The following is a 16,508-nucleotide window of genomic DNA, read 5'->3' on the forward strand; positions in this document are numbered from 1 at the left end:
CCCGTGCGCGCCCGGTGACGAGGGGTGCGGGATGCCTCGGGGCTGCCGTCCTTCGGCGGATTCCGGACACCGTGTTCCCGGGCGGTTCCGGCGGCCTTCGGGCCGCCGTAGCCTCGACGGGTGAGCACCGCCGAGTCCGTCGAATCGCCCGTCGCGGCATCCGTACCGCCGAAGCCCAAGCGGCTGTCGACGTGGGTGCAGTTCCTCGCCATGGGGCTCGTCTGGGGCGCGAGCTTCCTGTTCATGAAGGTCGCGCTCGGGGGCGTCTCGTTCGGGCAGATCGCGTGGTCGCGCGTCGTGCTCGGTGCGCTCGCGCTCGGCGTCATCGTCGCGATCACCCGGCCGCGGGTGCCGGCCGCCGACGGCACGCCCGGCCCGCTGCTGCCGCGCGAGCGGATCGTGTGGGTGCACTTCCTCGTCGTGTCGTTCACGACGTGCGTGATCCCGTACCTGTGCTTCGCGTGGGCCGAGCAGTACGTGTCGTCGAGCCTCGCCTCGATCTACAACGCGACGACGCCGATCATGACGGCGCTCATGGCGACGCTCGTCTTCCGGGTCGAGCGGCTCGGGCTCAGCCGGTGGGTCGGCGTGGGCATCGGCATCCTCGGCGTGGTCGTCGTCATCGGGCCGTGGCAGTACCACGCGCTCACGGGCAGTCTCGCGGGCCAGCTCGCGTGCCTCGTCGCGACCGCCTGCTACGGCTTCACCTTCGCGTACCAGCGCAAGTTCCTGAGCCACCGGCCGATCGCGCCGGCGACGTTCGCGTTCCTCTCGATCGGAGTGTCGGCGGTCGTCATGCTCGCGCTCACGCCGTGGCTCGCGCTCGGGCCGATCGAGCTCGACTGGGCGGTCGGCCTGTCGCTCGTCGCGCTCGGCGTGCTCGGCACGGGCCTGGCCTACATCTGGAACATCAACGTGCTGCGCGCGTGGGGGCCGACGGGCACCTCGACCGTGACGTACGTGACTCCGGTCGTCGGGGTGGCGCTCGGGCTGCTGCTGCTCGGCGAGCGGTTCAGCTGGCACGAGCCGCTCGGGGCGCTGCTCGTGCTCCTCGGCATCCTGCTCGCGCAGGGGCGCCTGCGGCTGGGCGCGCGCCGATCGGTCGAGTAGCGACGAAGGAGCGTATCGAGGCCACCGTCGGGGGGCGTGGTCTCGATACGGCGCTGCGCGCCTCCTCGACCGACGGAGTGGTCTCGATACGGCGCTGCGCGCCTCCTCGAGCGACGAGGGGTTGACAGATCTCGACGAGGATGGTTGGTTAGTTACTGCAGTAACTAACCAACATGCGAACGCGCGTTCGCAGACGCACCAGATGGGCCGGAATGGACGACTCGCGTCCGATCTTCATCCAGATCGCCGAACAGCTCGAGAACGACATCATCGACGGGGCGCTGCCCGAAGGGTCGCAGATCCCGTCGATCAACGAGTTCGCGAGCTTCCTGCGGGTGAATCCGGCCACTGCGCTGAAAGGGGTGAGCCGTCTTGTCGATGACGGATTCGTGGAGAAGCGACGGGGGATCGGCATGTTCGTGACCGCCGGCGCCCGCGAGCGCCTCATCGCACGACGGCGCGCCGAGTTCAGTGCGCAGTACCTCAGACCCCTGCTCATCGAGGCCGAGAAACTCGGCATCGACATCGACGACCTGGCGGGCATGCTCGCCGCACTCCGATCCGAGAGGACCGCATCATGACCGCCACCGTGGCCCGCGCCACCGGCCTCACCAAGCGCTACGGCGACTTCACCGCCATCGACGGCGTCGACTTCGAGCTGCACGAGCATCGCATCTACGGCCTGCTCGGCCGCAACGGCGCCGGCAAGACGACGATCATGCAGTTGCTCACCGGGCAGCTCTTCCCGAACGGGGGCGAGATCGAGGTGTTCGGCCGAACGCCCGCCGAGCATGCCGACGTGCTGCGCCGACTCTGCTTCATCGCCGAGGCGCAGCGCTACCCCGAGGACTTCGCGCCGAAGCACGTCTTCAGGGCCGCCCCGTGGTTCTTCGAGAACTGGGACCAGGACTTCGCCGAGCGGCTCATCGCCGATTTCCGGCTGCCGGTGAAGCGCCGCATCAAGAAGCTGAGCCGCGGCCAGCTGAGCGCCGTGGGTGTCATCGTCGGCCTCGCCTCGCGCGCACCGCTCACCTTCTTCGACGAGCCCTACCTCGGCCTCGATGCGGTGGCCCGGCACATCTTCTACGACCGGCTGCTCGAGGACTACGCCGAGCACCCGCGCACGATCGTGCTCTCGACGCACCTGATCGACGAGGTCGCGAACCTCCTCGAGCACATCATCCTCATCGACCAGGGCCGCATCCTGCTCGACCGCGACGCCGAGGAGGTGCGCGGATCGGCGACCACGATCGCCGGTGCGAGCGCCGTCGTGGAGCAGTTCGTCGCCGACCGCCCCGTGATCGGGCGGGAGCGCCTCGGCGGGCTCGCCTCGGTCACGATCGACGAACGGCTCGACCAGGCCGAACGCGTGCGCGCCGCCGAACTCGGGCTCGAGCTCGCGCCCGTCTCGCTCCAGCAGCTCATCGTCCACCTCACCGGCACCGACCTCGCCGGTACGACCGAACAGGAGGCCGCAGCATGACCGCCGTCGCCACCGCCGCCGAGCGAGAGACCCTCGTGACAGACCGGGTGCGGCCAGGCGAGATCTGGCGCATCGTGCGCCTGCTCGCCGTCAATCCCACCGTCTTCTTCGGCGTTCCGTGGATGATCCTCGGCGGCGCCTGGGTCGTCACGATGCTGATCGCCCTCATCGCCCACGCGGCAGGCGCCCCCGTCGACGAGATGCAGGAGGGGATGCGCTACAGCTGGGCGGTGCTCTCGCCGCAGTGGTACCTCGTCGTCGTCGGCGTGCAGGCCGTCGCCTACACCCTCTCGTTCGCGCTCGGCTTCGGGTCGACGCGACGAGACTACTGGCTCGGCATGAGCATCATGTTCCTGTTCGTCTCGACCGAGATGGCGGTCGCGATCGCGACCCTCGTGCAGATCGAGCAGGCGACCGACGGCTGGTGGATCGGCGCGGGCATGTTCGATGCGCTCTGGTACGGCCAGTCGGGCTGGCTGTTCGACTTCTCCACGACCTTCTCGCTGCAGTTGTTCGTGCTGTTCATCGGCGCCGCGGTCACGACGGTGTACATGCGGTGGCGGATGAAGGGCATGATGACCCTGCTCTTCAGCGTGCTCGCGCTCGTGATCGCGGCCGTCGCGGCGATCACGCTGACCGGGTCGGGCCCCGCGGTCGCCTCGTGGTTCGCCGCGATCGGGCTCGGCGGACTCTTCGGGATCGTGCTCGTGCTCGCCGTCGTGGTCGGCATCGCCGGGTACTTCGTGGTGCGCCGGGCGACGCCGCGCTGACCCCGGGTCCTCGAGACTGCGGCGCGGCATCCGATCGGGGGAACGGATGCCGCGCCGTATGCATGACCCGGGATCATCCGGAGGGATGACGCGTCGGCCGCGAGATGCGACTCGCGCCCGACGCGCCCGCCTACCCGGCCCCGGCAGGCTCGAGGGTATGAGTTCCTTCGTGCTCGAGGCATCCGGCCTCGTCAAGACCTATGGCCAGACCCGGGCCCTCGCGGGCGTCGACCTGCGCGTGCGCACGGGCGAGTCGCTCGCGATCATGGGCGCCTCGGGCTCCGGCAAGACCACCCTGCTGCACTGCCTCGCGGGTATCGTGCCGCCCGACGCCGGTTCGGTGTCGTTCCTCTCGGGCGCGGGGCGCGTCGACGTCACCGCGCTCGGCGAGCGAGAGCGCTCGAGGCTTCGCCGCGAGGCGTTCGGGTTCGTGTTCCAGCAGGGCCTCCTCGTGCCCGAGCTCACCGCGGTCGAGAACGTCGCGCTCGCGCTCATGCTCAATGGGATGCCGCGCTCCCGCGCGGAGGAGTACGGGCGCGGCTGGCTCGCCGCCCTCGGCCTCGCCGGCATGGAGGACCGCCGCATCGGCCAGCTCTCGGGTGGGCAGGCCCAGCGCGTGGCGATCGCCCGCGCCCAGGTCACCGGGGCCCCCGTGGTGTTCGCCGACGAACCGACCGGTGCGCTCGACTCGGCGACGAGTGCCGAGGTCATGCAGGCGCTGCTCGACTCGACGACCGGCCAGGGGCGCACGCTCGTGCTCGTCACGCACGACGCTGAAGTCGCCGGCCGGTGCTCTCGCATCGTCGACATGCGCGACGGCCGCATCGTGGGCGAGCGGGTGCCGGCGGGCGCTGCCGGCTCGGCACCGCAGGCCGCCGGCCCGACGGGGGCGGATGCCGCCGCAGCCGCCCCGGGAGTGCCGGCGTGATCGCGCGGGTCGGCTGGCTGCTCGCCCGCCCGGGCTCGGCGGGCGCCGCGACGCTCGCACTGCCCGTGACGGCGTTCGCGATCGTCACGGCGCTCCTGCTCACGGTGATCGGCGGCGCGCAGACCTTCTGGACCTGGACCGACGACTACGCGTTCACCTACCAGCTGCTGGCCGTCGTCGCCCTCGTGCTGCTCGTCGTGCCGCTCGCCTCGCTCGGCGGCGCCGCGGCACGGCTGTCGGCACGTCGGCGCGACGACCGGCTCGCCACGCTCCGCCTGCTCGGTGCGACCCCCGCGGCCGTGTCGACGCTCGCCGTCGTCGAGTCGGCGGTGCTCGCGCTCGCCGGCGCCGTCGTCGGCGTGGGCCTCTACTTCGTCATCGTGCCGCTGCTCGCCCTCGTGCCGTTCCGCGGCGAGCCGCTCGGCATCGACGGCGTGCTGCTCGGCTGGCCGGTGCTCGCGGGCGTCGTCGCCGGGGTCGTCGCGCTCGCCGCGGTGAGCGCCGTGCTCGGCCTGCGCAAGGTCGTCATCTCGCCGCTCGGCGTGCGCACCCGGCAGGACGCGCCGAAGCTCTCGTGGCTGCGCTTCGTGATCGGCGCCGTCGTGGTGCTCGTCTCGTTCGCGCTCATGGGCGCGTTGCAGGTCGCGGGGTCGGCGATCGCGCTCATCGCGATCCTCGCCGCGGGGTTCGGCGGCACGCTCGCCGTGCTCAACCTCGTCGGGCCGTGGGTCATCGGACTCGTCGCGAAGGGCCAGGCGCGGCGCGCCAAGCGCCCCGCGCAGCTGCTCGCCGCCCGCACCGTGCTCGAGTCGCCCAAGGCGGCCTGGCGCCAGGTGTCGGGTGTCGCGATGACGAGCTTCATGGCGGTGTTCGCGGGCGTGGGTCTCGCGATCGTCGACCTCGCGGGTTCGAGCGCCGACCGCGAGTCGCTCGAGCTGTTCGCCGACATCCGCACCGGCATCCTCATCACGGTCATCGGCTCGTTCCTCATGGTGGCGTGCTCGGTCGGCGTCAACCAGGCCGCGGGCATCCTCGACCGGCGCGACCTCTATCGTTCGCTCGACATGCTCGGCATGCCCGAGTCGACGATGGACGCCGCGCGCCGACGCTCCGTCATGTCCCCATTGCGCATCACCGCGATCGGGTCGGCGTTCATCGCCGCGTTCGTGATGCTGCCGCTCACGGGCGCCGCGCTCATCGTGCAACCGCTCGCGCTCGTCGTCGTGGCGGCCGTGCTCGCCGCCGGGATCGGGGTCGTCTGGCTCGGTCTCGCCGCGACCCGGCCCATGCTCGCGCGCACCTCGGCCGCGGCATCCTGAGCGCTGCCGTCTAGAGCGACGAGCCGACCGGAGACCAATAGCGGAGGTGAACCAGGAGCGGAGCGTTCGGCGCGTCCTGTGCCGGCCCGAACATGGGTGTGACGCACACGGAGAGGAGGTTGAGCGTCGGGGAGAGGGTGCACCGCTCCTCCTCGATGCCCATGTCCGCGGCGAGCTGTCGCGCCGACCGGCCCTCGGGCGGTTCGATGTCGACCACGAGCCAGCACCCGCCCGACCCGCAGTCCTTCTCGCTCGAGCGTATGGTCGCGTCCGCCGGCAGGTCGAGGCCGAAGGATGCCGATGGCACATCCCCCTCGGTGACGAACAGGTGGCTCGCCGCCACGTAGAGGAGCCACATGCCGACGAGTACGACGGCGACGGCGGCGAGCACGATCCGGACGGTGGTGCGACGGGTGGACGTCGGGGGCTCCGGTGCGGTCATCTCGCTCCTGCGCTCGTCGATCTGGTTATCGGACCCACAGGTATATGTCCGGTTGGCCGGAAAAGGTTCCGCATCCGTCCCGGCGGGCCGGCGGCCCGGGCGGTCAGGTGTTCAGCGCGGTGAACAGGTCGAAGACCATGAACGCGGGCCAGAGCAGTCCCTGGAAGAACGCCCAGACGAACTCCCAGAACTGGTCGGCCTGGCCGAAGAAGTAGAACCATGCCCCGAAGATGCCGAGACCGTAGATCGCACCCCCGCCGACCACCGCACCGCTGCCGCCGCTCCGTTCGCCCATCGCGACCACCTCCACCACGAAGGTACGCCCGGAGCGCCGCTCGCCACCATGCCCGTTTCGGGGTACCCGCGTTGCGGAGACTTCGCGCGAGCCGACCGTCGCGAAGTACGCTCGAAGCATGACTGACGATGCCGCATTCGACGACCGCGACGCCGCGATGAGCGAGCTGCTCGGCATCCGATCGAGCATCGACAACATCGACGCCGCGCTCATCCACCTGCTCGCCGAGCGCTTCAAGTTCACGCAGCAGGTCGGCCGGCTCAAGGCGCGGCACGGGCTGCCGCCGAGCGACCCCGGCCGCGAGCAGCGCCAGATCGCACGACTGCGCGCGCTCGCCGTCGACGCGCACCTCGACCCGGCGTTCGCCGAGAAGTGGTTCAACTTCGTCGTCGCCGAGGTCATCCAGCACCACGAGGAGCTCGCGAACGGCGGCACCGCCGAACGCGGGCTGTGAGCGCCGGCGCACAGTGAACTGGTATCCGGCGCCGCTGCCCGCACAGTTCGGCAAGCGGTATCTCGTCACGGGGGCGAACGGGGGCCTCGGCTTCTTCACGGCGGCCCGGCTCGTCGGCGCGGGCGCGCACGTGACCCTCGCCGGCCGCAGCCCCGAACGGCTCGAGGCGGCCCTCGCCGCCATCACCGCGGCCATGGCGCGCACCCCCGACGGCGTCGAGGGCTCGCTCGAGCCGCTCGTCGTCGACCTCGCATCGCTCGACTCGGTGCGCACCGCCGCCCGCCGGCTCGGCCACCGCCCGCCGCTCGACGGGGTCGTCGCGAACGCCGGGATGGTGCATACCCCGGGCGCCAGGCAGGTCTCGCCCGACGGCAACGAGCTCGTGCTCGCGACGAACGTGCTCGGGCACTTCGCGCTGCTCGCCGACCTCGTGCCCCACCTCGCCGACGGCGCCCGCATCGTGTCGCTCGGCTCGCTGTCGAGCCGGCTCTCGACGTTCCGCATCGACGACCTGCAGCTCGAACGGGGCTACGACTTCTGGCGCGCCTACGCGCAGTCGAAGATCGCGACCCAGGTGTTCGCGTTCGAGCTCGACCGGCGGCTGCGCGCGGCGCGCCTGCCGATCGCGAGCCTCGTCGCGCACCCCGGCTACGCGATCAGCGGACGCACCCCCTTCGTGCCGGGCGTCAACGAGCCGACCGCCGGCTCGCGGTTCGCCGACGCGCTGCAGGCGGCGTGGGCGCAGGGCAAGCACCGCGGCGCCGAGGTGACGCTGCACGCGCTCACCGCCCCCGACGCCGCGGGCGGGCAGTTCTGGGGGCCCCGGTACCTCGTGAAGGGGCCGCCCACGCTGCAGAAGCCGACCCGCACCTCGACCGACCGAGTGACCGCCGAGCGCTTCTGGACGTTCGCCGAGCAGGCCACGGGCACGACGTACGCGCTCGGCGCATGAGCGGCGGCGACGAGCGCCCGCGCCCGCGATTCTTCGCGAGGCCGGGGGTGCGCGTGATCATCGCGCGCGTGCTCGTCGCCGCAGGGCTCGTGCTCGGCATCATCGGCGTCGTCTCGGGGCGCTACGGCTGGCTGTTCGCCGGGATCGTCGTCGTCGGCCTGGGCGCGGCGACGGGACCGGCGCGCCTGCGGCGCTGACCGCGTCCCCCCGCTCGGCGGTCGCCCCAGCGGCGCCGACCTCGCCGACGGGCGGCGCCCGCCCGCGGCATCCCCGTCGCCGACCGGCCGTGCCGGGTTCACCGGCCGGTAACCGCGGCGCCCCGTGGCGTTGGCGCCCGCTGCCTACCGTGAGGCATCGGAACGCACCGCCTGCGCCCGAGATCCGGGCCGGGGTTCACGAAAGGTCTCCGATGCAACTCACCACCAAGAGCTGGACGGCCGTCGCAGCAGCGGCCCTCCTCACCGTCGGCCTCGCGGCCTGCACCTCGGCGAACGCAGCCGAGGAGGGCGACGCCGCGTCGGGCTCGGGCGACGCGACGTTCGCGGTCGACGAGAACACGCTCGTGTTCGGCGTCGTGCCCGACTCGGTCGACACCGAGACGAACTACCAGCCGCTCATGGACTACATCGCCGCCGAGACGGGCAAGACCGTCGAGTACCACGAGTCGACCGACTACGCCGCCCTCATCGAGGCCGCCGTCGCCGGCAAGATCGACGTCGCGAGCTTCTCGGGCTTCACCTACGTCACCGCCACGAATAACGGCGCCGCGATCACCCCGATCTCGTCGATCGTCACGGCCGAGGGCCAGGAGCCCGGCTACTACTCGCAGGCGATCGTGCCCAAGGGCTCCGACATCACCGACCTCGCCGGCTTCGCGGGCAAGAAGGTCTGCTTCGTCGACCCGTCGTCGACCTCGGGCTACCTCTTCCCGAGCTACAACCTGCTCGAGGAGGGCATCGACCCCGAGACCGACATCACCCCGGTGTTCGCCGGCAAGCACGACGTCTCGGTCACGAAGACCGGCGAGGGCGTCGAGTGCGAGGCGGGCTTCGCCGAGGACAGCGAGGTCGCCAAGAGCGACAAGGTCGAGGTCGTCGCCGAGACCATGGTGCCGGGCGCGCCGATCGTCGTCTCCGACACCCTGCCCGACGAGCTGAAGACGCAGCTCACCGACATCCTCGGCGAGGTCACGATCGACGACATCATCGCCTCGGGCGTCGAGTCGGCCGACAGCGACGGGTTCCGCAGCGTGTTCTACGCGACCGTGCCCGTCGACGACGAGTACTACGACACGATCCGCGACATCTGCGAGAAGACCGAAGCGGAGCAGTGCAAGGGCTGACGCCCGGCCGCTGAACCGGACACGCACCACCGCGCACGGACATGGAACGAACGGACGAGGACATGAACGAGACCGCCGGCGTCGACGGCACGCCCGTCATCGAGGTCGCAGGCGTCACCAAGGCGTTCGGCACGACGATCGCGCTGCGGGATGCCTCGCTCGAGGTCGCCCAGGGCGAGATCGTGGTGCTGCTCGGGCTCTCGGGGTCGGGCAAGTCGACGCTGCTGCGGCACCTCGACGGCCTCGAGACGCCGACGTCCGGATCCGTGCGCGTGCTCGGCCAGGAGGTGCCGCGCCTGTCGGGGCGGCGCCTCCGGGCCCTGCGCAGCCGAGTCGGCTTCGTCTTCCAGCAGTTCGAGCTCGTGCCCTCGCTCACCGTGCTCGAGAACGTGCTCACGGGTGCGCTCGCCGAGCTGCGCGGACCGCGGCTCGGCCTGTGGGCCTACCCGAAGCGCATGAAACTCGCCGCGCTGTCGCACCTCGACCGGGTGGGCCTGCTCGACCGCGCCTACCAGCGCGCCGACACCCTCTCGGGCGGCCAGCAGCAGCGGGTCGCGATCGCCCGTGCGCTCATGCAGGACCCCGAGATCCTCCTCGCCGACGAGCCCGTCGCCTCGCTCGACCCCGAGTCGAGCGAGCAGGTCATGGCGCTCATCCGCGAGATCGCGATGGAGTCGGGCCTCACCGTCGTCTGCAGCCTGCACCAGGTCGACCTCGCCCTCTCGTGGGGCGACCGCATCGTCGGGCTGCGGCACGGCGAGGTCGTGCTCGACACGCCGGCGTCGGGGCTCACCAAGGCGGAGGTCATGGAGATCTACGGCCGGGTCGCGACCGCGACCGCCGAGCTCGAGGTCATCGAGCGCGAGCTCGCCGCGGTGCCCGACTGGATCGACGGCGCCGCCGAGCCGGAGCCCGCCCGCTGATGTCGACCCTCCTCGCCCCCGAACGACGCCCGGCCGAGGCATCCCCGCCCGGTTCGATCGCCGAGCGCGCGCCGCGTCGCGTCGTCTCGCCCGAGCGCATCGCGGCCGCGCTGACGCTCGTCACGATCGTCGGCCTGGGCGTCGTCGCCGTCGCGCAGTCGGGCATCTCGATCTCGGGCATGGTCGACAGCTGGGACAACGCCGAGCGGTTCTTCGCCCGCGTCGGCCCCATCACCTTCCCCGAGCCGGCCGAGCTCGCCTACCTCACCGCGCTCACCGTCGGCCTCGTGCTGTGCGGCACGCTGCTCGCCGCCCTCATCTCGGTGCCCGTTGCGTACCTGTCGGCGGCGAACACCACGCCCGGCCCCGGCTGGCGCGCGTTCGGCCGCTTCGTGAGCGTGCTCACCCGGGCGGTGCCCGACGTCGTGCTGGCCATGGTGTTCGTGCTCATGTTCTCGCTCGGCACGCTGCCCGGCATCCTCGCGATCGGCATCCACTCGATCGGCATGATCTCGAAGCTCTTCGCCGACGCCATCGAGCAGATCGACGAGGGGCCGCGACTCGCGATCCGGGCGGCGGGCGGCTCGCGGTGGCAGGAGTTCACGAGCGGCATCCTGCCGCAGGTGCTGCCGTCGTGGGTCGCGACCGTGCTGCACCGCAACGACATCAACCTGCGCGGCTCGGTCGTGCTCGGCTACGTCGGCGTGGCCGGGCTCGGGCTCGAGATGTCGTTCGCCTTCAAGTCGCTGAACTACTCGCTCGGACTCGGCATCGCGATCGTCATGTTCGCCCTCTGCGTCGTGATGGAGGTCGTCTCGAGCGCCGTGCGCAAGGCGATGCTCACGGGCGGCCGCGCCTCGGGCGGGCCGCTCGCGGCCACGACGCCGGATGCCGCGCTGCGACGCCCCTGGACGGGATCGCGCGTGCGCAACGTCGTGTGGGGGTGGGTCGCCGCCGTGATCGTCGTCGGCAGCATCGCCGTCTGCGACATCCAGTGGGGCGACCTCGTCACCGTGTGGGCGAAGATCCCCGCCGTCGCCGTGCAGTTCTGGCCGCCGAGCCTCGGCAGCTACGACGCCGCGACGATGTTCGGCGCGATGGGCCAGACCATCGGCATCGCGCTCGCCGCGACGCTGCTCGCCCTCGTCGTGTCGGTCGTCGTCGGGTCGCTCGCCGCGCGCAACGTCGCGCCGAACGGCACGGTGCGCACCTCGATGCGATTCCTCCTCGTCGTGATCCGCGGGGTGCCCGAGGTGATCCTCGCGATCGTGCTCATCGTGATCACGGGCCTCGGCGCGCAGGCCGGCACGCTCGCGCTCGCGTTCGGCGGCATCGGCCTCGCCGGCAAGCTCATCGCCGACTCCTTCGAGGAGGTCGCGGCCGGGCCCGAGCGGGCGCTGCGCGCCACAGGAGCCTCCCGATCGCAGGTGTACGCCTCGGCGACCCTGCCGCAGGGCACGCCCGCGCTCCTCGGGCACGGTTTCTACCTGCTCGACACGAACATCCGCGCCGCGACCATCCTCGGCATCGTCGGAGGCGGCGGCATCGGCTACTACCTGCTGAACGCCGGGCAGGGCTCGAACTACCAGGTGGTCACGGCGATCGTGCTCATGATCCTCATGACGGTGCTCATCGTCGAGGGTGTCGCGATGTGGATGCGGCGGGTGTTCCGATGACCGGCGGCACGATCACCGGTCGCGCGGGCCGCGCGACCGGGGCCACGGGGCGGTCGTTCGACGTCGCCGTCGTCGGCTCGGGCGTCGTCGGCCTCGGCGCCGCGCTCGCCGCGCACCGGCGCGGGCAGCGCGTCGTCGTGATCGAGCGCGGCAGCGAGCCGACGGGCGCGTCGATCCGCAACTTCGGGCACCTGTGCTTCACGCCGCAGCACGGCCGGGCGCGCGAGCTCGCGCTCGAATCGCGCGAGATCTGGCTCGGCCTCGCCCGTGACGCGGGCGTCTGGCTGCGCGAGTCGGGCACCCTCGTCGCCGCCCGTCGCGACGACGAGACCGCCGTGCTCGCCGAGCTCGCGGCGCTGCGCGGCGACGAGGTCGAGCTGCTCGACGCCGCCGAGGCGTCGGCGCGCATCCCGGCCGCACCGGGCGCGCTCGCGGGCGGCGCCCACCTGCCGCGCGACCTGCAGGCGAACCCGCGCCAGGCACTCGGCGCGATCGCGGCGCACCTCGAGTCGGTCGGCGTCGAGTTCCGCCGCCGCACGAACGTGGCGGGCGTGCGGGGCTCGGCCGCGGTCGGCGGCGCAGCGCTCGTCGAGACGAGTCGCGGGGCGATCGAGGCCGGCCAGGTGGTCGTCGCGGTCAACCACGACATCGACCTGCTCTACCCCGAGCTCGCCGAGGCGCACGGCGTCGTGCGCTGCGGGCTCGACATGCTGCGGGTGTCGGCCGGCCTGCGCGCGCCGCTCGAAGCGCCCCTGCTCACCGGCTGGTCGCTCGTGCGATACGGCGCCTTCTCGGCCACCGACGCCGCGGCCCGCCTGCGCGAGCGCCTGCACGCCGAGCGGCCCGACCTCGCGGCGCTCGACCTCAACCAGATGTACACCCAGCTGCCCGACGGGTCGCTCATCGTCGGCGACACCCACTCCCGCGGCGAGGCGATCGCGCCGTTCCAGGGCGAGTCGGCGTTCGAGGCACTGCTCGAGGTGACCGCCGAGCTGTTCGGCGTCGCACGCCCGCGGGTCGTCGAACGGTGGCAGGGCGTCTACGCGTCGGGCCGCGACGAGTTCCTCGTCGAAACCGTCGAGCCCGGCGTGCACGTCGCGGCCGCGACGACCGGCATCGGCATGACGTGCGGCCTCGGCCTCGCCGAGCACGTCGTGCATCGCGCACTCGACGGCGAACCCGCTTCGATCGGGCACTCGCCGCGGCATCCCGCCCGCTCCCAGACCACCTCCCAGGAAGGCCGATCATGACCATCGACACCCGCATCGAGACCGACCCCGTCTTCGACGACACCGACGACGAGCTCGCCGAGCTCGACGAGGCCGCGGAGCTCGCCGACCCCGACGACCTCGACGACGAGGACGGCGAGATCGAGCTCATCGTGCTCGACATGGCCGGCACGACCGTCGTCGACGACGGCCTCGTCGAGCGGGCCTTCGCGCTCGCCGCCGAGCGCAGCGGCATCATCGCCGCGGGCGACGACTTCGACGAGGCGCTGCAGTACGTGCGCGACACCATGGGGCAGTCGAAGATCGAGGTCTTCCGGGTGCTCGCGAACGGCGACGAAGACGCCGCCCAGCACGCCAACGCCGAGTTCGAGGGCGCCTACGCCGAGCTCGTCGCGAGCGAGGGCGTCGCCGAGTTCCCGGGTGCGGCCCGCGTCATCGAGCGGCTGCGCGAGGCGGGGGCCTCGGTCGTGCTCACCACCGGATTCTCGCCCGCCACCCGCGACGCCCTGCTCGACGCCCTCGAGTGGCACGGGCTCGCCGACCTCGCGCTCTCGCCCGCCGACGCGGGACGCGGCCGCCCGTACCCCGACCTGCCGCTCACCGCGCTGCTGCGCACCGAGACGAGCTCGGTCGAGGCGATGGTCGTCGTCGGCGACACGGTCAGCGACATCGAGTCGGGTGTCGCGGCAGGCGCCGGCCTCGTCGTCGGCGTGCTGAGCGGTGCGCACGACCGGGACTCGCTCGAAGCGGCCGGGGCCGACGCCGTCATCGCGACGGTCGCCGAACTGCCGGCGCTGCTCGGCCTGCACGGCGAGTAGGGGGAGGCGTGCACACCGTCGTGCGAGTCGCGGGGCCCGACCTGCTGCTGCGACCCGCCCCGGTCGCGATGGTCTGGTACGAGCCGGGTCGACCGCACGAGGCGCTCGCGGCGCCCGGCGTGCGGCTGTCGCCGGGCGAGGCCCTCGTCGAGGTCGAGCTCGCGACGATCTGCGGATCCGACGTGCACACCGTGCGGGGCGACCGGCCGGCGCCCGCGCCGCTCGTGCTCGGCCACGAACAGGTGGGCCGCGTCGTCGCGGTCGGCGAGGGCGCCGTGCGCGCCGACGGCTCGGCGCTCGAGCTCGGCGATCGCGTGGTGTGGTCGGTCGCGGTGAGCTGCGGCGACTGCGACCGCTGTCGCCGCGGTTTCGAGCAGAAGTGCCGCGCGCTCGCCAAGTACGGGCACGAACGGGTGCACCGCGGCTGGGAGCTCTCGGGCGGCTTCGCCACCCACGTGCAGCTCAGGGCCGGCACCGCCGTCGTCCGCGTGGGCGAAGACGTTCCGGCGCTCGTCGCCGCGCCCGCCTCGTGCGCCACCGCGACCGCCGTCGCCGCGGTCGACGCAGCCGCGGCGCACGTGCCGCTCGCCGGCTCCGCCGTGCTCGTCACGGGCGGCGGCATGATCGGGCTCAGCGTCGCCGCGATCGCGTGCGAGGCGGGTGCCGAGGTCGTCGTCTCCGAACCGGATGCCTCGCGGCGGGCGCTCGCCCGCCGGCTGGGTGCGCTCGTGGCCGACCCTCGGGCCGCGCGCGGCAGTGACGAGCACCTCGACGTCGTGCTCGAACAGCTCGCCGGCCGAGGCATCCCCGAACTGCTCATCGCGATCGAGGCCTCGGGTGCCGCACCCGCCGTGAACGCCGCCGTCGCGGCGGTCGGCGTCGGCGGGGTCGCCGTACTCGTCGGCAGCGTGTCGCCCGGCGCCGAGCTGCGGCTCGACCCCGAGCGGCTCGTGCGCGGGCTCGTCACGATCACGGGCGTGCACAACTACACCGGTGCCCAGCTCGAACGGGCCGTCGCGTTCCTCGAGCGATCGTGGCGCTCGCTGCCGCTCGACGAGCTCGTCGGCATCACGCACTCGCTCGACGAGCTCGATCGCGCCCTCGACGAGGCGGCGACGGGCGAGTTCGTGCGGGTCGGCGTCGCGCCGGGGCGGCGGGCGGCGCCGCATCCCTGACGCATCGCTCGGCGTGACGACCTTTCGTCGCCCCACGGCCTCTCAGGGCGCTGACGCAGGGGTGGTGAGGAGGCGAGAGGTCGTCACCGTGCGGAATGGCGCGGGGGAGTCGGACGCGGCAGCATTGAGGCATGACGGATGCTGCTGCGCACGAGTCCGCCGGGGAGGCGGTCGTACGGCTGCGCCGGCAGCTCGAGGCAGCCGCCGTCCGGCTCGCTGAGGCCGGGGCACGGAGCGAGGTGCTCGCCGAGCTCGTCGAACCGCGCCGGGTGCTCGGCGTGGCCCGGGCGCCGCGCATGGCGCAGCTCGGCCGGGTGTGGCGGCTCGGTGTGCTGCTGCTCGCGCCCGACGGGTCGGCCCACGCGACGGGGCACGTCGTGCGCGCCGAACTCCCCGCCCGCCGCAGCGTGCTCGCCGACAGCGTCGCCGAGCACCGCGCCTGGCAGGCCGCGGCGGTCAAGGGCGGCATCACGACGGGCGAGTCGGTCGACTTCGACGCGGCGCCCGTCGACCTCGACGCACTCGCTCGCGACGGGGCATCCGGGCCGTTCGTGCTGCAGGAGGGCAGGGTCTTCGTGCGGTGGAACCCGACCCAACCCGATGCGCTCGCCGACGCTGCGCGCTACCTCGCCGACCGCGTCGAGCTGCTCGCGAACCCGCCGTCGGGCACCTGAGCGCCGGTCGTCGCGTGCTTCGACGCGCTTCAGGCCTTGGGGGCGTCGGGCGAACCGTCGGCGCCATCGGCGGCCTCGCCGGAGGCATCCGTACCGTCATGCCCGTCGCCGTGCGCATCGGTGCCGGCCGCAGGATCGCGGTCGCCCGAGTCGCCGCGCTCGCCGCCCTGCTGGCTCTGCTCCTGGATGGTGCGCATGATCGAGTCGCGCAGGCCCTCCTGGCCGGTGTGCAGCTCCTGGTACTTCTCGCCGGCGCCCGCGAACGGGCCGAACGCCTCGCGCAGGCGCTGCCCGGGCGGGGCCTTGACGGCCCGCATGATCACGCCGATGACGATGATGACCACGAAGAGCACGATCGCGCCGCCGGCCACGATGCCCATGAACGCGAGGTCACTGCCCTGCATGCGACGCCTCCCCGAAACCGAAGAGGCTGACCGGCTCGAGCCGCCCGTCGCGCAGGCCCTCGAGCACCTGCCGCTCGTGCGGCACGACGGGCTCGGGCAGGGCGTCGAGCGCGAACCACTCGAGCGCGGCGGCCTTCTGCGCCTCGACGATGCGGGGCTCGCCCGACCACTCGCGCACCTGGAAGAACACGTCGAAGCGCTGCTCGATCGGCCGCCCCGACCCGTCGGTGCGGTGCATGAGCGTGAGCAGCTCGAGCGCGCCGGGCGCGACGTCGACGCCGAGCTCTTCGGATGCCTCGCGGGCGGCGCCGGCGGGCAGCGACTCGCCCGCCTCGACGTGGCCGGCCGCTCCGAACGCCCAGTGCTCGTCGTAGTAGCCCGTGCCCCGGCGCAGCTGCAGCAGCACCTCATCGCCGCGCCGCAGCAGCACGTACGCCGCCGGCACGACCGTGAACCGGCCGTGGGTCGACGCGTACGCGTCGGTGTAGTGCTCGGTCTCGGTCATGGGGTCTCC

20 protein-coding genes are annotated in these 16,508 nt (G+C 72.6%); 16 read left to right on the forward strand and 4 right to left on the reverse strand.

Annotated features, from left to right (window positions below; genetic code table 11):
- Positions 1 to 120 precede the first annotated feature (120 nt).
- The 6 genes from AC3RJ6_RS07695 (at position 121) to AC3RJ6_RS07720 (ending at position 5,610) form a co-directional block, all read left to right on the forward strand.
- Positions 121 to 1,110 carry a DMT family transporter gene (locus tag AC3RJ6_RS07695; protein WP_491426398.1) on the forward strand — a complete coding sequence of 330 codons (990 nt, stop codon included), beginning with the start codon at positions 121 to 123 and terminating at the stop codon, positions 1,108 to 1,110.
- Positions 1,111 to 1,322: 212 nt separating this feature from the next.
- The gene (locus AC3RJ6_RS07700) at positions 1,323 to 1,691 is read left to right on the forward strand and encodes a GntR family transcriptional regulator (protein ID WP_491426399.1); all 369 of its coding nucleotides are present in this window, start codon (positions 1,323 to 1,325) and stop codon (positions 1,689 to 1,691) included.
- A complete protein-coding gene (locus AC3RJ6_RS07705; RefSeq protein WP_376930675.1) occupies positions 1,688 to 2,593 on the forward strand; it encodes an ABC transporter ATP-binding protein in 906 nt (301 codons plus the stop codon). The genes AC3RJ6_RS07700 and AC3RJ6_RS07705 overlap by 4 nt, the downstream gene beginning before the upstream one ends.
- Entirely contained in the window at positions 2,590 to 3,363 is a 774-nt protein-coding gene (locus tag AC3RJ6_RS07710) for a hypothetical protein (RefSeq protein WP_491426400.1), read from the forward strand. The genes AC3RJ6_RS07705 and AC3RJ6_RS07710 overlap by 4 nt, the downstream gene beginning before the upstream one ends.
- A gap of 157 nt (positions 3,364 to 3,520) precedes the next feature.
- Positions 3,521 to 4,291 (forward strand): ABC transporter ATP-binding protein, encoded by a 771-nt coding sequence (locus AC3RJ6_RS07715; protein WP_491426401.1) that lies wholly within the window; start codon positions 3,521 to 3,523, stop codon positions 4,289 to 4,291.
- The gene (locus tag AC3RJ6_RS07720) at positions 4,288 to 5,610 is read left to right on the forward strand and encodes a permease (protein ID WP_491426402.1); all 1,323 of its coding nucleotides are present in this window, start codon (positions 4,288 to 4,290) and stop codon (positions 5,608 to 5,610) included. The genes AC3RJ6_RS07715 and AC3RJ6_RS07720 overlap by 4 nt, the downstream gene beginning before the upstream one ends.
- A gap of 10 nt (positions 5,611 to 5,620) precedes the next feature.
- On the opposite strand, the gene AC3RJ6_RS07725 is transcribed toward AC3RJ6_RS07720, so the two are convergent.
- Together AC3RJ6_RS07725 and AC3RJ6_RS07730 are read right to left on the reverse strand one after the other, a co-directional pair.
- A complete protein-coding gene (locus tag AC3RJ6_RS07725) occupies positions 5,621 to 6,052 on the reverse strand; it encodes a hypothetical protein (RefSeq protein ID WP_491426403.1) in 432 nt (143 codons plus the stop codon).
- Positions 6,053 to 6,155: 103 nt separating this feature from the next.
- Positions 6,156 to 6,347, reverse strand: a complete 192-nt coding sequence (locus AC3RJ6_RS07730) for a hypothetical protein (protein WP_491426404.1) — start codon at positions 6,345 to 6,347, stop codon at positions 6,156 to 6,158.
- A gap of 118 nt (positions 6,348 to 6,465) precedes the next feature.
- On the opposite strand from AC3RJ6_RS07730, the gene AC3RJ6_RS07735 reads away from it, so the two are divergent.
- The 10 genes from AC3RJ6_RS07735 (at position 6,466) to AC3RJ6_RS07780 (ending at position 15,590) form a co-directional block, all read left to right on the forward strand.
- Positions 6,466 to 6,801, forward strand: a complete 336-nt coding sequence (locus tag AC3RJ6_RS07735; protein ID WP_491426405.1) for a chorismate mutase — start codon at positions 6,466 to 6,468, stop codon at positions 6,799 to 6,801.
- 13 nt (positions 6,802 to 6,814) lie between these two features.
- Positions 6,815 to 7,753 carry an SDR family NAD(P)-dependent oxidoreductase gene (locus AC3RJ6_RS07740; protein WP_491426406.1) on the forward strand — a complete coding sequence of 313 codons (939 nt, stop codon included), beginning with the start codon at positions 6,815 to 6,817 and terminating at the stop codon, positions 7,751 to 7,753.
- The gene (locus AC3RJ6_RS07745; RefSeq protein ID WP_491426407.1) at positions 7,750 to 7,950 is read left to right on the forward strand and encodes a hypothetical protein; all 201 of its coding nucleotides are present in this window, start codon (positions 7,750 to 7,752) and stop codon (positions 7,948 to 7,950) included. The genes AC3RJ6_RS07740 and AC3RJ6_RS07745 overlap by 4 nt, the downstream gene beginning before the upstream one ends.
- A 212-nt stretch (positions 7,951 to 8,162) precedes the next feature.
- The gene (locus AC3RJ6_RS07750) at positions 8,163 to 9,095 is read left to right on the forward strand and encodes a phosphate/phosphite/phosphonate ABC transporter substrate-binding protein (protein ID WP_491426408.1); all 933 of its coding nucleotides are present in this window, start codon (positions 8,163 to 8,165) and stop codon (positions 9,093 to 9,095) included.
- Between the two features lie 62 nt (positions 9,096 to 9,157).
- Entirely contained in the window at positions 9,158 to 10,018 is an 861-nt protein-coding gene (phnC, locus tag AC3RJ6_RS07755; RefSeq protein ID WP_491426409.1) for a phosphonate ABC transporter ATP-binding protein, read from the forward strand.
- A complete protein-coding gene (gene phnE, locus AC3RJ6_RS07760; RefSeq protein WP_491426411.1) occupies positions 10,018 to 11,694 on the forward strand; it encodes a phosphonate ABC transporter, permease protein PhnE in 1,677 nt (558 codons plus the stop codon). The genes phnC and phnE overlap by 1 nt, the downstream gene beginning before the upstream one ends.
- On the forward strand, positions 11,691 to 12,944 hold the full coding sequence (locus tag AC3RJ6_RS07765; RefSeq protein ID WP_491426412.1) for a TIGR03364 family FAD-dependent oxidoreductase: 1,254 nt from the start codon (positions 11,691 to 11,693) through the stop codon (positions 12,942 to 12,944). The genes phnE and AC3RJ6_RS07765 overlap by 4 nt, the downstream gene beginning before the upstream one ends.
- On the forward strand, positions 12,941 to 13,741 hold the full coding sequence (locus AC3RJ6_RS07770; RefSeq protein ID WP_491426413.1) for a phosphonatase-like hydrolase: 801 nt from the start codon (positions 12,941 to 12,943) through the stop codon (positions 13,739 to 13,741). The genes AC3RJ6_RS07765 and AC3RJ6_RS07770 overlap by 4 nt, the downstream gene beginning before the upstream one ends.
- Positions 13,742 to 13,749: 8 nt before the next feature.
- Positions 13,750 to 14,916 carry an alcohol dehydrogenase catalytic domain-containing protein gene (locus AC3RJ6_RS07775; RefSeq protein ID WP_491426414.1) on the forward strand — a complete coding sequence of 389 codons (1,167 nt, stop codon included), beginning with the start codon at positions 13,750 to 13,752 and terminating at the stop codon, positions 14,914 to 14,916.
- Between the two features lie 131 nt (positions 14,917 to 15,047).
- Entirely contained in the window at positions 15,048 to 15,590 is a 543-nt protein-coding gene (locus tag AC3RJ6_RS07780; protein ID WP_491426415.1) for a hypothetical protein, read from the forward strand.
- 29 nt (positions 15,591 to 15,619) lie between these two features.
- On the opposite strand, the gene AC3RJ6_RS07785 is transcribed toward AC3RJ6_RS07780, so the two are convergent.
- Positions 15,620 to 15,994: a hypothetical protein gene (locus tag AC3RJ6_RS07785; RefSeq protein WP_491426416.1), complete on the reverse strand. Its 375-nt coding sequence runs from the start codon at positions 15,992 to 15,994 to the stop codon at positions 15,620 to 15,622.
- On the reverse strand, positions 15,981 to 16,499 hold the full coding sequence (locus AC3RJ6_RS07790; protein ID WP_491426417.1) for an NUDIX hydrolase: 519 nt from the start codon (positions 16,497 to 16,499) through the stop codon (positions 15,981 to 15,983). Before AC3RJ6_RS07790 ends, AC3RJ6_RS07785 begins: the two co-directional genes overlap by 14 nt.
- Between the last annotated feature and the right edge of the window lie 9 nt (positions 16,500 to 16,508).

The sequence above is a fragment of the Agromyces cucurbitae genome (assembly GCF_058349945.1).